The sequence below is a fragment of the Enterobacter sp. Tr-810 genome (genome assembly GCF_011752765.1).
GTDB classification, from domain to species: domain Bacteria; phylum Pseudomonadota; class Gammaproteobacteria; order Enterobacterales; family Enterobacteriaceae; genus Enterobacter; species Enterobacter soli.
Genome location: NZ_VWWW01000001.1, coordinates 605,969 through 619,251 on the forward strand (window position 1 = coordinate 605,969; position 13,283 = coordinate 619,251).

Here is a 13,283-nt window from a genome sequence, read left to right on the forward strand (position 1 = left end):
GCAAGTCTTATTTTTTATCCGGTACGGGAAGCACATCCGCCGCGTGCCAGTGATCAACCGGCCTGCTGAACAGATTGCGGGTCGTGAAATGGGCCATCACCATGGCGTGCTCATCGCGCACGAAGGTGACGCGGATTTCCGCCGCATTCAGGTGTGCCCCGCCGGCACTGAACGCCGAGGTTTGCAGCATCAGCCAGCGGCCCTGCAGCTGCCCGTCCGGCTCATGCCACAGCGCCTCAGAGCACAAAAAATGGGCGTTCATGGCAAAGTGCGCTGGTTGGCGCACGTAACCGGCCATCATGGTGACGATGGCCTCGCGCCCCAGATGACGCCCAAGACGTGTGGCATAAGGTTCACCGATGCCCTCCCAGCAGGCATCGGCAGTAAACAAGGCGCCAATGGCCTGCACGGTTTCGGGGCTGTCGAGGCTGTCGCACAGGCGCATGTAGTCGCTAATACAGACGCGGGCGGCCTGGCTGTCTTCAAGCTGCTGTAAACGCAGCGCATCCTGGGCGTTCATCGCGGGCTCCGTTAGTTCTGGATAATCAGTTCGCGGCCCACGCGGGCTTCGATTTTGCAGTACTTCCACAACTTGCTGCCGCTGTCGCCTACCGGCGTGGTGCGGAACAGGTTGCAGACGGCCGCCACGTTTTCCAGGCGCTCGGCATCTGCCAGCACGTAGGTGGTCCAGGGGGCGGTGGTCGATGGCCCGACCATCAGCTGGTCGTCATCCATGTTGCCGATAACCCGGATCCCCGGCGTCTCGTCGATGCCTTTCATCATCACGCCAAAGGCCGCCCAGACCTGTTTGGCTTCGGTCGCGCTGGCATCAAAAAAGTTCTGATTCACCCCAATACAAAACAGCACGCGTAAGGTGGTTGACTGGCTCATGTGTTGCTCCTTTCGTTAAAAATCACAGGTAACCCGGCAGCGGTTTGCCGCCGAAAAAGACCGTCCCGGCATTGAGGTACGAGAGGTCGCCCATAAAGGCGTGTTGGGTAATCACCATCGTGTCGCGCACGTAGCGTTGCAGCGGGCTACGCATGGTGACGCCGCCCATCCCGTTGAGCGCCAGCGCCTGACGCGCCACATCGGCGGCCACGCGGGTCACGTGCGTTGAGGAAAGACGTAGCGCGTTAATTTGTTCGCAGCTGGCATCATCGCCCGCCAGCAGACGCTGCCACACGTCGTCGATGGCGTCGTAGAACCAGGCGCGCGCTGAGCGCAGTTCCGCCTCGCAGCGGGCAATTTGCATCTGTGCCTGCGGCCGGTCGGCCAGACGCGGTGCGCCGGTGACGGACTGCTGGCGATGGGCGATGGCGTAGATCTCGTTGAGTGCAGCACGCGCCACGCCGAGCGCCACCACCGATAGCACCTGGGTCGCCAGAGAAAGCACCGGATAGCGATACAGAGGCCCTTCAAGGTTCAGAGCGCCGCCGCGAATAAAGGTCCATTCGTTCGGAACAAAGGCGTCGTTTACCACCAGGTCATGGCTGCCGGTCCCGGCCAGCCCGACGGTGTCCCAGACGGGATCGATCTGTACGCGTTCACGTGGAAGTACCGCCATGCGCGGCAGAGCCTGTTCGCCTTCCGGCAAAATGCCCACGCCCAGTACCGTGGCCCCCATGCTGCCGCTGGCAAAACTCCAGCGTCCGCTCACGCGATAACCCCCATCGGCCTGGGTGGCTTTTTGGGTAGGGAAAATGCCGCCCGCGAAAACCACGTCCGGCCCGTCGCGATACAGTTCTTTCAGGGTATCCGGCGGCAGTGCGCCCAGGTAAAACGGGCTCATGCCAAAGCTTGCCACCCATCCGGCCGAGCCATCGGCGGTAGAGATTTGTTCTATCAGCTCGCAAAATTGCGCCGGAGAGCATTCCTCTCCGCCGTACATTTTCGGCACCAGTGCGCGGTATACGCCCACTTCCCTGAAACGGGCGATCACATCGTCAGAAATATGGCGCTGGTGCTCAAAATCAGGGCTGCGTGCGGCAACATCATTCAGCAGCGAAACCAGCTCTTCACGAACCTGTACAGCAGACATAGCGACCTCCGAAAAGTTATCCGCGGCTGTCGCTAAGGCGAACGGGGCCGCAATGAGTCGTACTCACTGAGAAATCAGGAAAATGAAAACAGGGGGTTGGCTAGTGGCGTCGTCGCGCCGTGAGCCATTCGGCGGCCTGCACCAGCAGGCCGTCATGCCCTTTGCGGGCGACCAGTTGCAGGGCCACAGGGCGGCCGTCGATCTCACCCACCGGTAACGTGATTGCAGGATGACCGCTCAGGTTGAACGGGCGCACCAGTCGGGTCAGGTTGACGACAGTGAGCGGATCTTGTGCTTCCTGTAACGTGGGCGGCAGTTCTGGCAGCGTGGCCAGCGCCAGCAGCGGCGTCTGTTCGAGCACGGCATCAAGATGTTCGCTAAAGGCCACGCGGACCTTTTCTGCCTGCTCCAGCGCTTCGCGGCTGACGTTCGCACCAGCACGAATACGGGATGCTACGTCCGGCGAGACGGCACCGCTTGCCAGCAGCGGGCCTAATGCCAGCCAGTTTTCATGGCTGATAAGTGTTAACCCCGCACGGTGCGCCTCTTCCAGCAGTGGCAGCGTGATTTCCTGTACAGAAACCTCGGCCTGAGAGAGTGCGTTCAGGATACAGGCGTCGATATCAGGCTCAGCCGCCAGCACAAACGCCACCGGCGGCAGGGCATTCAGTGGGGCGTCAACCGGCACCGACAGGCGCGTCATGACCTGGCGCAGCACGGCGGCATCACGGGTGAATACACCCACGCAATCGAGAGAGCTTTCGGCGGGCATGACACCCTGACGGCTTAACACGCCATAGCCTGGTTTAAGGCCCATCACGCCGCAGCAGGCCGCAGGCATCCGCACGGAGCCGCCGGTATCGGTGCCGAGTGAAAAATCCACCTCACCGGAGGCCACTACCGCCGCCGAGCCGCTGGATGATCCGCCAGGGATCAGTGCCGGGAAGCGGGGATTAACCGGCGTACCGCAGCGCGGGTTAATCCCCGTGACTCCGAAAGCCAGCTCATGCAGCGTGGTTTTGCCCGTCAGTACGCAACGGTTTTCCAGTAACTGTGACACCACGCGGGCATGGCTGCGTGCAACAGGCGACGTTGCCAGCGCCGGGCAACCCGCCTGGGTGCGGTATCCGGCGATATCCAGCGTGTCTTTGACGGCGAAGCGCAGATCGCCTTCGCCGAGGATAAACTGCTCAGTATAACCATTGCTCTCTGAAACTGGCTTCATGATTGACACCTTGACCAGAAATGTTGAATCACATTCAGGCTGACAGTCATTGCTGTCTTTTTGTCCTGACTAACGTTAGGTCAATCATGGAAGAATTAGATGAAAATTCAAGTAACATTTCACGTTAATTTTACGTAACAGCAACATTTCATTAACCATTATAAATAAAGGGCTAATCATTCATGGTGATGAAAAATAAAGCAAAAATGACGAACATGGCGAGAACCGCCGTTGCAATCACTTGCAACAGCGGTTGAATTAAAGGTGATGTTTTACAATGAGTTAAAACGAATTTCTACGCAGGTCACAAATTTGTCATTCGGTTTTTTTGGCTTAAAGCTCGTTGAGGTTATCGAGCACTTTTGCCAGGGAGAGATTCATTTTAGCGACCTGATTACGGGTCATTCCTTTGAAGCCTTTTTCGAACACTTTGCCTGCCTGGGCCATGGCCTCTTCCACTTTTTGCCGTCCGGCGTCGGTGAGCATCACCTCCGTTACCCGGGCATCATTTTCGCTACTGGCGGTGGTCACCAGGCCATCCTCCCGCAGCCGCCCGACGATTTTGGTCACCGTCGGCATTTTTGCCATCGCGTATTCGGAAATCTGCGAAATGCTCGCTTTGCCGTACTGGTGCGTCACCATCAGCACCCGGAAGCCAGAGACATCCAGCTGCGCTTTTTTCAGCGTAATTTCCATGATTTGCGTATAGCGCGCATAGACATTAACAATCCAGTAGAAGGGAAATTCTTCACGATGAAAGGCAGGATCGGTGGCCTGTTCTTCGGCTGTTTTTTTTATATTACTCATGCGTTTCCTTACCAAAAAAAGCGGCAGATAACGCGATTATACCCTGCGAATCTGTGACGGCTATAGCACCATTGCCGCCTGCAAAACCCCTGGCGGCGATCCGGGGAGCTTTGGGTGCGATCCTTGTCTCATTATGATTCACAAATGCTATGCAATTAACAAATATGTATCATTTTTTGAACATTAATTTGACGCTTCATATGGCGATTTTCTATACGTTAGCCGACCTGCACACTCATACTAAAAAACGCAATGTGGAGCTTTCATGAACGATAATGCCTCTGTAGAACAGACCCAGAACGGAACGCTGGCCCCGCCAGCCACGGGAGATACCACTCTGGATCCCCGCCAGCAAGCCGTCATCAAAAAGCTGTTCCGCCGTTTAATTGTTTTTTTATTTATTCTGTTCGTCTTTTCCTACCTCGACCGCATCAACATTGGCTTTGCCGGGTTAACGATGGGCAAAGACCTGGGGCTGACCAGCACCATGTTTGGCCTGGCCACCACCCTGTTTTACGTGATGTATGTGATTTGCGGGATCCCCAGCAATGTGATGCTGAGTATTGTCGGCGCGCGCCGCTGGATTGCCATCCTGATGGTTATCTGGGGAATTGCCTCCACCGCCACCATGTTTGCCACCGGGCCAAACAGCCTTTACGTGCTGCGAATGCTGGTGGGGATTGCCGAAGCCGGTTTCTTGCCCGGTTTGTTGCTCTACTTAACCTACTGGTTCCCGGCGCACTATCGCGCCCGCGCCAACGCGCTGTTTATGATTGCGATGCCGGTGACCATGGCGCTGGGGTCGCTGGCCTCAGGGTATATTTTGAATATGGACGGTCTGCTGAACCTGAAAGGCTGGCAGTGGCTGTTCCTGCTGGAAGGGTTCCCGTCCGTGCTGCTGGGCCTGGTGGTCTGGTTCTGGCTGGACGATAGCCCGGCGAAAGCCAAATGGTTAACGGATGATGAAAAAGCCTGCCTGAACGAGATGCTGGAGGCGGACAAAGTGGCGGTGCAGAAGACACAGCTTGCGGCAAATACCGCGCCTGTGGCGCAGCGCAGCCTGGCGCGCGAACTCTTTACCCCGGTCATAATCCTCTACACCGTGGCTTACTTCTGCCTGACCAATACTCTTAGTGCGCTGAGCGTCTGGACGCCGCTGATTTTGCGCAGTATTAACGAAGCCAGCAGCAACGTGACCATCGGCATTCTGAGCGCCATTCCACAGGTCTGTACCATTGTGGCAATGGTCTGGTGGAGTAAGCGTTCGGACAGGTTGAACGAACGAAAAATTCACACCCTGCTCCCCTATCTGTTTGCGGCCGCAGGCTGGATGTTAACCGCCACCAGCACCACGCCACTGTTCCAGTTCACCGGGATAGTGATGGCCTCTGCCGGTGCCTTTGCTGCAATGGTGATTTTCTGGACCACGCCGGACAGGTTTATCTCCGTACGCGCCCGTGCGGTGGGCATTGCGGTGATCAACGCCACCGGGATGACCGGCGCAGCGCTTGGCCCGCTGCTGATGGGCCTGATGAAAGACGCCACGGGGAATTTCAATGCCGGGATCTTTATGGTGGCCGGATTCCTGGTACTGGGGGCAGTGATTATCGCGGCGATCCCAATGGCAAAAAACACGGCACAACCCGCGCATTAAGCACAGCTGCTTCTTGACTTATTTTGCGATAAAGGTACTTTTCAGGACATGAAGAAAATCCTGATTATCGTCCCGGATGGCGGTATGTTGTTTGAAGCTGCCGGTATCGCCGACATTTTAATGCAGGCCAACCGGCTGCACCCGGAAGGCCTGCAACATCCCTGCTATCGCATTATTATCGCCACCACCCAGCCCCACCAGGTGATCCACGGCCAGTCCGGGTTAAACCTGCTGGCGGACTACCGCCTGCCGGAGCTTGACCCCCGCGAGCCGCTCGACACCATCATCATTACCGGACGCGGGATGAACGAACTGGAGAGCACCGCAGTGGTCGACTGGCTGCATCTCGCGGCGCCGCACGCGCGCCGTGTGGCGTCGATTTGCGGCGGTGCGATGCTGCTGGCGCAGACCGGTTTGCTCGATGGACGACGGGCAACGACCCACTGGCGTCTGCTGGAAACCATGCAGGCCACCTACCCTAAAATTAACGTCGAAGGCGGGCCGCTGTACATTCAGGATGGCCCGATATGGACATCCGGCGGCGTGAGCTCTGGCTTTGACCTGACGCTGGCGCTGGTTGAAGATGATTACGGATTTAGCCTTGCGCGTGATGTTGCGCAGGACATGGTGATGTACCTGCGCCGCCCCGGCGGGCAGCTTCAGTTCAGCCGCTATAACCTGCATCAACCGGGCGCTTCCGGGCCGATAAATGAACTGCAACGCTGGATCCTGCAACATCTCACCGCTGACCTGTGCGTTGAAAATCTGGCGGAAAAAGTCGCCATGAGCCCGCGTAACTTTACCCGTGTGTTCACCCGGGAAACCGGCGCGTCCCCTGCGCGGTATGTCACCGAGGCACGCCTGGCGGCGGCACGACAGCTACTGGAACAAACGACAGAGCCCCTGGATCGCATTGCCGAAAAAAGTGGTTTTGGCAGCAGCATCAATCTGCGCCGGGTGTTTGAAAAGCAGCTCCACCTCACCCCAGGCGAATACCGCCAGCGTTTTCACTGTCGTAAGATGGCGTAATGTGATCCTTTTTTGTCATTTACGCCATTTTACCTAAAGCCTACATTGACTCCAGACAACACAGATAAGGAGTTAATCATGGTTAAGGTCGGTATTAATGGCTTCGGCAGGATCGGACGTAATTTCTTACGCGCTGCGCTGGGTAACCCGGATATTCAGATTGCGGCAATTAACGATCTGACGGACAGCAAAACCCTCGCCCATTTACTGAAATACGATTCCTTACTCGGTACGCTACCGGTTTCTGTTGAAGCGGCAGACGGCGCATTGCAGGTCGATGGCCAGCGTATCAGGGTGTTTAGCGAGCGTGATCCGGCAAACATTCGCTGGCGTGATGTGGGCGTGGACGTGGTTATCGAAGCGACCGGATTTTTCACCGAGCGCGAAAAAGCGGCGGTACATATCACCAGCGGCGGCGCGAAACGTGTCATTATCTCGGCCCCGGGCAAGAACGATGACCTGACGGTGGTGATGGGCGTTAATCACGGGAATTACGACCCGGCACAGCACTTCGTCGTCAGTAACGGGAGTTGCACCACCAACGGGCTGGCACCGGCGGCGCAGGTGCTGCATCAGACATTTGGTATCGAACACGGGCTGATGAATACCACCCACGCGTACACCAACAGCCAGGCATTGCACGACCAGCCGGAAAAAGATCTGCGCGGCGCGCGGGCTGCGGCCCTGTCGATTGTGCCTTACTCCAGCGGTGCGGCAAAAGCGCTTGGCAAGGTCATTCCCGAGCTGGATGGTAAGCTGACGGGGTATTCACTCCGCGTACCGGTTCCGGTGGTGTCGATTGTGGATTTAACGGTAACGCTGAGTCGTAACGTGACCGCTGAAGAGGTTAACGCCGCCTTCCGGGAAGCCGCCGCCAGCGGGCCGCTGAAAGGGATCCTGGGTTATAGCGATGAGCCGCTGGTATCAAGCGATTATCAGGGTGATCCACGTTCCTCCATTATCGATGGTCTTTCTACGCTGGTGATTGGCGGTAATATGGTCAAGATCCTCGCGTGGTATGACAACGAATGGGGATTCTCGAATCGCCTGGTAGACCTGGCCGTGCTGATGGATAAGAAAGGGTTGTGAGTGTTGGGTGATTGAGGTTAAGGAACACAGAGCCACCTTTCGCTTTATGTTCCTTGCTTCACTGTCACTACAATAGCCCGGTGGCGCTCCGCTTACCGGGCCTACCAAGGCTATTCTGCCTTCACCTTCACACCCATAAACACAATCACCATTGCCGTCACCAGCAGCAGGCCGCTTCCGGCAAACACGCCGCTGGCACCATTCAGATCAAATACCGCTCCGCCGCCAGCTGCACCCGCACTGATGGCCAGCTGGATAGACGCCACCAGCAGCCCCCCTGCACTTTCTGCTTCATCCGGCACGGTGGTGGCAAGCCATGTTGACCAGCCGACCGGCACCAGCCCAAACGCAAAGCCCCAGAGCGCCACCAGTAAACCATCCAGCATCGCCAGGTGCCCGAAGGCGACCATCATCAGCGCCAGGATCCCCATCGCAAACGGGACTAACGCCAGCGTCAGACGCAGATTTCGCGCCAGCAGATGTCCGGCAATTGACGTACCGATAAAGTTCGCCACGCCAAAGCCCAGCAGGATCAGAGAGATGCTCTCAACGCTTGCCTGCCCTACCGTTTCAAGGAACGGACGCAGATAGGTGAAGAAGGCAAAGTGACCGCTGAAAATCAGGATAGTCGCCAGCATTCCACCAATCATGCCAGGACGGCGCAGCACGCGGAACAACGTCCCCAGGCTACCGCTGCTTTCTGGCTTCATGGACGGCAGCACCCACAGCTGCCAGAGCAGCGCCAGCATACTTGGCAAAATGCAGAGAATAAAAACGTTACGCCAGCCAATAAGGCTACCGAGATAGCTGCCCAGCGGGGCGGCAACCACCGTGGCGATCGACACGCTGGAGAAAATCACCGCCAGCGCTTTCGGCACTTTATCGGCAGGTACCAGACGCATCGCCGTGGCGGTAGACATCGCCCAGAAACCACCGATGGCAACTCCCAGAAGCAGACGCCCCAGCAGCAACACGTGCAGGGTTGGCGCAAAGGCAACCAGCAGGCTGGAGATGATTTGCAGCACCGAGAAAAACATCAATACCCAGCGTCTGTCGATACTTTTGGTGGCCGAGGTAATCAGCAGCCCGGTGACGAGTGCCACCAGCGCCGTTGCGGTCACGGCTTGTCCGGCCATTCCCTCGCTGACACCAAGACTGGCCGCCATCGGCGTCAGTAAACTGGCAGGTAAAAACTCTGCCGTGATCAGGCCAAAGACCCCCAGCCCCAGTGAATAGACTGCTCGCCAGGCAGGCTTTGCGGGTGCTATAGCCTCTCTCGCCGCGACACATGAATTCATGTGTTATTCTCCCGTTAGAAAAATGTGACAACTGTCGCAAAAGCATAGTGAGTTTCCCATGGACGATCTATGACATATAATCTCTGATTATTGATAATTCGTCCGAAAGTGAAGACATGAGCAACCAGTCACCCGATTTGATCAGCGAGCTTCTCCGTGGAATGCGCCTTTCCGGTGTGAAATATCGCCGTATTGAAGCCAGCTCTCCCTTTGGCGTGGCGTTCCATCAGGCACCCGGCAAAGCGCAATTCCACTTTGTGAGTCATGGCTCCGCGCTGCTGCGCATGGAGAGTGGCACGACGTTCACGCTAAGTGGCGGTGACGCGCTGTTCATACCAAACGGCAACGCTCATGCCCTGCTTTCTGACGAACATGCCGACATCACGCCGGTGAGCGCGTTTCCCAGTGAGCCGATTTGCAACTCCGTCTGCGCTATCACCTGTGAACCCTGCCCGGACAGCGAGAACACCGTCATATTCAGTGGATGCATGGATTTTGAGCTTGGCGGGATGCAGCCCCTGATCAAGGCGATGCCGGAAGTGATGATGGTGAGCCGCCTGATGTCCACCTGGCCAGAGATCCATCCGCTGCTCGCCGCAATGGAGCGGGAATCCATGACCCGACAGGTCGGTTTTGCTGGCATCCTGGCACGCCTTGCCGATGTAGTGGCGGCGCTGATTGTGCGTGGCTGGGTAGAAGCAGGATGCGGAAAAGCAACCGGATGGGTACAGGTGCTGCGCGACCCGCGTTTAAGCCGCGCGATCTATGCCATGCATCAACAGCCGGGGGTAAACTGGAACGTGGCGGATCTGGCAAAAGAGGCCGGAACGTCGCGTTCCGTCTTCGCCGAGCGTTTTCTGTCGGCAACCGGCACCACGCCGGCCAAATACCTTTCAGAGCTGCGGATGCGGCTGGCCATTCAGTATATTCGCCACGAACATCAGCCGCTCGAAACGGTCGCGCTGCGTCTGGGATATGGGTCACTGGCTGCGTTTAGCCGGGCGTTCAAGCGCATTGTCGGCCAGGCGCCCGGTTCACTGCGGGAAACCAGTCAGACCCCGGAAGAGGTCTGACTGTCAGACGGTATCAGAAGTAGTATTTAAAGCGTAAGCGGCCACCGTAACGGGAGTCGTTATTGCCGTCCCCTTCGTTTGGATGTGCTTCAACCCAGGACGCATACGCGCCCAGATAGATATTGAAGTTTTTCATCTTCATGACGTTATCGAAGAGATAAGAGGCATGGATGGTGTGGATATCGTAATCACCCGGATCGGTGATCCAGCAGTCGTTGTCGCAATCGGCATTGAAACTGGTGGTGTTAAATTGGTCGATTTCGTTATGTGCGTATATATACCCCAGCTCGAACTTGCGCCATAAGCCGTTGATGCCCGCCGTAAAGTCTTTCTCATCCGTGGCGTCCATGTAGGCCGTATTCAGGTTTATCACAGTGCCATTTTCCGGATCGGCTTTCTGGCCGTTCCAGGTCATCGTCAGGCCGTAACCGGTACGATCGGACTGATCCACCCATTTGCCGGATGCATCACGATAGCCATAGGCGTTGTTCACCAGGTTGCTCTCCATCGCGATGGCGGTCGAGAAGCCCCCGTTTTGCCATGAGATAACCGGACGCACATAAGCCACGTTTTTCTCGTTATCGAGATCAATGCCGTGATACTGCTTATCGACGAACAGCGTACTGCCGTTCTCGAGCAGCGTGTTGACCTCGAAATACCAGTTATCGACCGTTTTACTGAGCAGGAAGTTACCGCCGCTGTCACTACGCCCACGCCCTTCTTTCATCATGTAGATGTAGCCGTAGCCATCGCTGTAAAGGTCATTTGCTGTATTGCCGGAGTACTCCACGAAGGTATCCTGGTTCAGCGGGAACATGTCGTAGGCTTCAAAACGACCCACTTTTACCTGCCAGTCTTTTTCAGTTCCGAAGAAGAACACCGCATCATCAAGGTTCATTTTCCCGGTCAGATCGGCAAGCGGTTGCACGGAGAAACCGGCGAAATTGCCGTTATCCATACGGCGATAACCGTCAAAACCGAGCAGCAGACGGCCGTTGATATCCCAGCGCTCGTTGCTGCCAGGCGCCCAGTCTTTATTGGCCGAGGTTTTCATTGAAGTCAGGCTACCGGTTTTGCTGGCCGCATCCATGTTAAATTCCACGTCACCGTAGAATTTAATATCGCCATAGCCTGATAACGTCAGTTTTGGTACAGCGGATGGGGTGACGGGCTCCGCCGATTCCACATTCACGCTAGCGTTTTTTTGTGCGGTGACCGCCTGTTGTTGCTGGAGAACCTGAATTTGCGCTTCTGCCTGCGCCGCACGGTTTTCTGCGCTTTCAAGGCGAGCTTCCAGTTTCGCCAGTTTTTCTTCAAGTGTCGGGGTATTTTTTGCTGCGAAAGCGCCTGTGGTACAAAAAGCACTAATGACCAGAGCAATAGTCTTAACTCTCATGGATTCCATCCTCGTGAATTATTCATTACGTCCTGAGTTGTACTACCCTATACCGGTAATACGGCTGTATTACCGGCTTAATACATCAATCGTTATTTTATTCTTTTGCGAATTCACCTTTATTCAAATCACGGACTACGCCGTTCATCACATTTTCATTCAGACCATAGAACTTAATTGAGAACGCCGTGAGCAAATAAAACAGCGATGGGATAAGTGTGAATAACAGAATAACGCCCTGCACTGCGGATTCAGACTGTATTTCACTGTTTGATTCATAGTTGAACCAGGCCAGTACCCATCCCAGAATTGCGCCACCGACTGCAACACCCAATTTAATAACAAAAATATTGGCAGCGACATTCATGCCCGTTATTCGACGCTGCGTTTTCCATTCGCCATAGTTATTTGCATCGGTGATCATTGACCACTGTAATGCCCCATTTCCGCCCTGCACTATCTGAATCAGAACATGAGCAATTAACGGAATTATCCAAAACTCCAGCGGGAGCCAGAAGCACACCACACCGAGTGCGGCGTTGAGAATATTGATCCAGAACGACAGTTTCACCTTACAAAAACGTGTCCCGAAGGGTTGCGCCAGGACCGAACCCAACATCGAGGCCAGCATTCCACCCAGCATAAAGAAGGAGATGATGTCCGCCCCTTTGTTCAGCACCGTGTTGACGAAATAGACCACGGCGCCACCGCGGATCACCACTGCGACCAGCATCATAAAGTTATAGACGGACAAAATGCGCCACTGGTCGTTACGAAACAGGATCTTAACGTCGCGGGCGATGTTAAGATTCTCTTCTTTGATAGGCTGAACCCGCTCTCTGGTGGTGAGAAAACAGGCCAGAAACATCAGGCAGCCAATCACGCCAAAAATGCCCATCGCCACCTGAATGCCGGTGGCGCGATCGCCCGGGAAAAGATAATCCGCCAGCGGCAGAATGCAGGCAGTGCCCAGTGCGCCACCGATGGGGGTGATGGCAAAGCGCCAGGACTGCAACGAGAGGTTTTCACGCGGGTCGGAGGTTAACGCCGCGCCGAGCGAACAGTAAGGGATATTAATAGCGGTATACATCAGGGTCATAAATATATACGCCCCAACGGCATAATAGATTTTCCCGGTTTCGGTAAAATCAGGAATGGAATACACCAGTACGCAACTTACCGCAAAGGGAATGCAAATTGCCAACAGCCACGGGCGAAAACGCCCCCAGCGCGTTGACGTGGCATCCGCAATAGCCCCCATTATCGGGTCGGTTATCGCATCTAATAACCGAACCAGCAGAAACATGGTTCCCATTACCGCAGGCGGCAGGCCGTATATATCAGTGTAGTAATAGGCAAGGATTGCCACTGACGAATCAAATACAATATGGCTTGCCGCATCCCCCAGGCTATAACCTATTTTTTCTTTTACCGGAATTCGTTCTGTTGCCGCCATAGATACCTCTCATTTTTCCAACCCGATGTTGTTGTCGGCGATAATCTCGCTGAGAGGCTCACGATTATCCATTATGTTTTTTCACTACAAGATTATGTTTTTTATTTTATGTGATCCTGACAATTAAAATAATGAAATGACCGCAAGAGCGTGCTTCATTTCATATTAAATAATGCCGTAATTATTCTTCCGGTCAATATTTCAAATATTCCCAC

12 protein-coding genes are annotated in these 13,283 nt (G+C 55.4%); 4 read left to right on the plus strand and 8 right to left on the minus strand.

Annotated features, from left to right (window positions below; genetic code table 11):
* Window positions 1–7: 7 nt before the first annotated feature.
* From F3J30_RS02930 to F3J30_RS02950, 5 genes are all read right to left on the minus strand, one after another.
* Window positions 8–520 (minus strand): nuclear transport factor 2 family protein, encoded by a 513-nt coding sequence (locus F3J30_RS02930; protein WP_166715746.1) that lies wholly within the window; start codon window positions 518–520, stop codon window positions 8–10.
* Between the two features lie 11 nt (window positions 521–531).
* Window positions 532–891 (minus strand): IacB protein, encoded by a 360-nt coding sequence (locus F3J30_RS02935; protein WP_166715748.1) that lies wholly within the window; start codon window positions 889–891, stop codon window positions 532–534.
* A 22-nt stretch (window positions 892–913) separates the two neighbouring features.
* Window positions 914–2,041 (minus strand): acyl-CoA dehydrogenase family protein, encoded by a 1,128-nt coding sequence (locus tag F3J30_RS02940; RefSeq protein ID WP_166715751.1) that lies wholly within the window; start codon window positions 2,039–2,041, stop codon window positions 914–916.
* 100 nt (window positions 2,042–2,141) lie between these two features.
* Entirely contained in the window at window positions 2,142–3,266 is a 1,125-nt protein-coding gene (locus F3J30_RS02945) for an amidase (protein ID WP_166715753.1), read from the minus strand.
* Between the two features lie 333 nt (window positions 3,267–3,599).
* Window positions 3,600–4,073, minus strand: a complete 474-nt coding sequence (locus F3J30_RS02950; RefSeq protein WP_014070613.1) for a MarR family winged helix-turn-helix transcriptional regulator — start codon at window positions 4,071–4,073, stop codon at window positions 3,600–3,602.
* A 265-nt stretch (window positions 4,074–4,338) separates the two neighbouring features.
* On the opposite strand from F3J30_RS02950, the gene hpaX reads away from it, so the two are divergent.
* The 3 genes from hpaX (at window position 4,339) to gap (ending at window position 7,845) form a co-directional block, all read left to right on the plus strand.
* Window positions 4,339–5,727 (plus strand): 4-hydroxyphenylacetate permease, encoded by a 1,389-nt coding sequence (gene hpaX, locus F3J30_RS02955; RefSeq protein ID WP_166715755.1) that lies wholly within the window; start codon window positions 4,339–4,341, stop codon window positions 5,725–5,727.
* A 48-nt stretch (window positions 5,728–5,775) separates the two neighbouring features.
* Window positions 5,776–6,756: a helix-turn-helix domain-containing protein gene (locus F3J30_RS02960; protein WP_014070616.1), complete on the plus strand. Its 981-nt coding sequence runs from the start codon at window positions 5,776–5,778 to the stop codon at window positions 6,754–6,756.
* Window positions 6,757–6,834: 78 nt separating this feature from the next.
* Entirely contained in the window at window positions 6,835–7,845 is a 1,011-nt protein-coding gene (gene gap / locus F3J30_RS02965) for a type I glyceraldehyde-3-phosphate dehydrogenase (protein WP_014070617.1), read from the plus strand.
* 110 nt (window positions 7,846–7,955) lie between these two features.
* On the opposite strand, the gene F3J30_RS02970 is transcribed toward gap, so the two are convergent.
* Window positions 7,956–9,143, minus strand: coding sequence for an MFS transporter (locus F3J30_RS02970; RefSeq protein ID WP_166715757.1), 1,188 nt, complete (start codon window positions 9,141–9,143; stop codon window positions 7,956–7,958).
* 116 nt (window positions 9,144–9,259) lie between these two features.
* Between F3J30_RS02970 and F3J30_RS02975 the strand changes: the two genes are divergently transcribed.
* Window positions 9,260–10,216, plus strand: a complete 957-nt coding sequence (locus F3J30_RS02975; RefSeq protein WP_166715759.1) for an AraC family transcriptional regulator — start codon at window positions 9,260–9,262, stop codon at window positions 10,214–10,216.
* A 13-nt stretch (window positions 10,217–10,229) separates the two neighbouring features.
* On the opposite strand, the gene F3J30_RS02980 is transcribed toward F3J30_RS02975, so the two are convergent.
* Complete coding sequence (locus F3J30_RS02980; protein WP_166715761.1) at window positions 10,230–11,612, minus strand: carbohydrate porin; 1,383 nt, start codon at window positions 11,610–11,612, stop codon at window positions 10,230–10,232.
* 97 nt (window positions 11,613–11,709) lie between these two features.
* Window positions 11,710–13,068, minus strand: coding sequence for a glycoside-pentoside-hexuronide (GPH):cation symporter (locus F3J30_RS02985; protein WP_166715764.1), 1,359 nt, complete (start codon window positions 13,066–13,068; stop codon window positions 11,710–11,712).
* Window positions 13,069–13,283: the final 215 nt, after the last annotated feature.

Coding starts and splice junctions, on each gene's coding strand:
- F3J30_RS02930 (WP_166715746.1), bottom strand. CDS start 520: ATGAACGCCCAGGATGCGCTGCGTTTACAGCAGCTTGAAGACAGCCAG.
- F3J30_RS02935 (WP_166715748.1), bottom strand. CDS start 891: ATGAGCCAGTCAACCACCTTACGCGTGCTGTTTTGTATTGGGGTGAAT.
- F3J30_RS02940 (WP_166715751.1), bottom strand. CDS start 2,041: ATGTCTGCTGTACAGGTTCGTGAAGAGCTGGTTTCGCTGCTGAATGAT.
- F3J30_RS02945 (WP_166715753.1), bottom strand. CDS start 3,266: ATGAAGCCAGTTTCAGAGAGCAATGGTTATACTGAGCAGTTTATCCTC.
- F3J30_RS02950 (WP_014070613.1), bottom strand. CDS start 4,073: ATGAGTAATATAAAAAAAACAGCCGAAGAACAGGCCACCGATCCTGCC.
- hpaX (WP_166715755.1), top strand. CDS start 4,339: ATGAACGATAATGCCTCTGTAGAACAGACCCAGAACGGAACGCTGGCC.
- F3J30_RS02960 (WP_014070616.1), top strand. CDS start 5,776: ATGAAGAAAATCCTGATTATCGTCCCGGATGGCGGTATGTTGTTTGAA.
- gap (WP_014070617.1), top strand. CDS start 6,835: ATGGTTAAGGTCGGTATTAATGGCTTCGGCAGGATCGGACGTAATTTC.
- F3J30_RS02970 (WP_166715757.1), bottom strand. CDS start 9,143: ATGAATTCATGTGTCGCGGCGAGAGAGGCTATAGCACCCGCAAAGCCT.
- F3J30_RS02975 (WP_166715759.1), top strand. CDS start 9,260: ATGAGCAACCAGTCACCCGATTTGATCAGCGAGCTTCTCCGTGGAATG.
- F3J30_RS02980 (WP_166715761.1), bottom strand. CDS start 11,612: ATGAGAGTTAAGACTATTGCTCTGGTCATTAGTGCTTTTTGTACCACA.
- F3J30_RS02985 (WP_166715764.1), bottom strand. CDS start 13,068: ATGGCGGCAACAGAACGAATTCCGGTAAAAGAAAAAATAGGTTATAGC.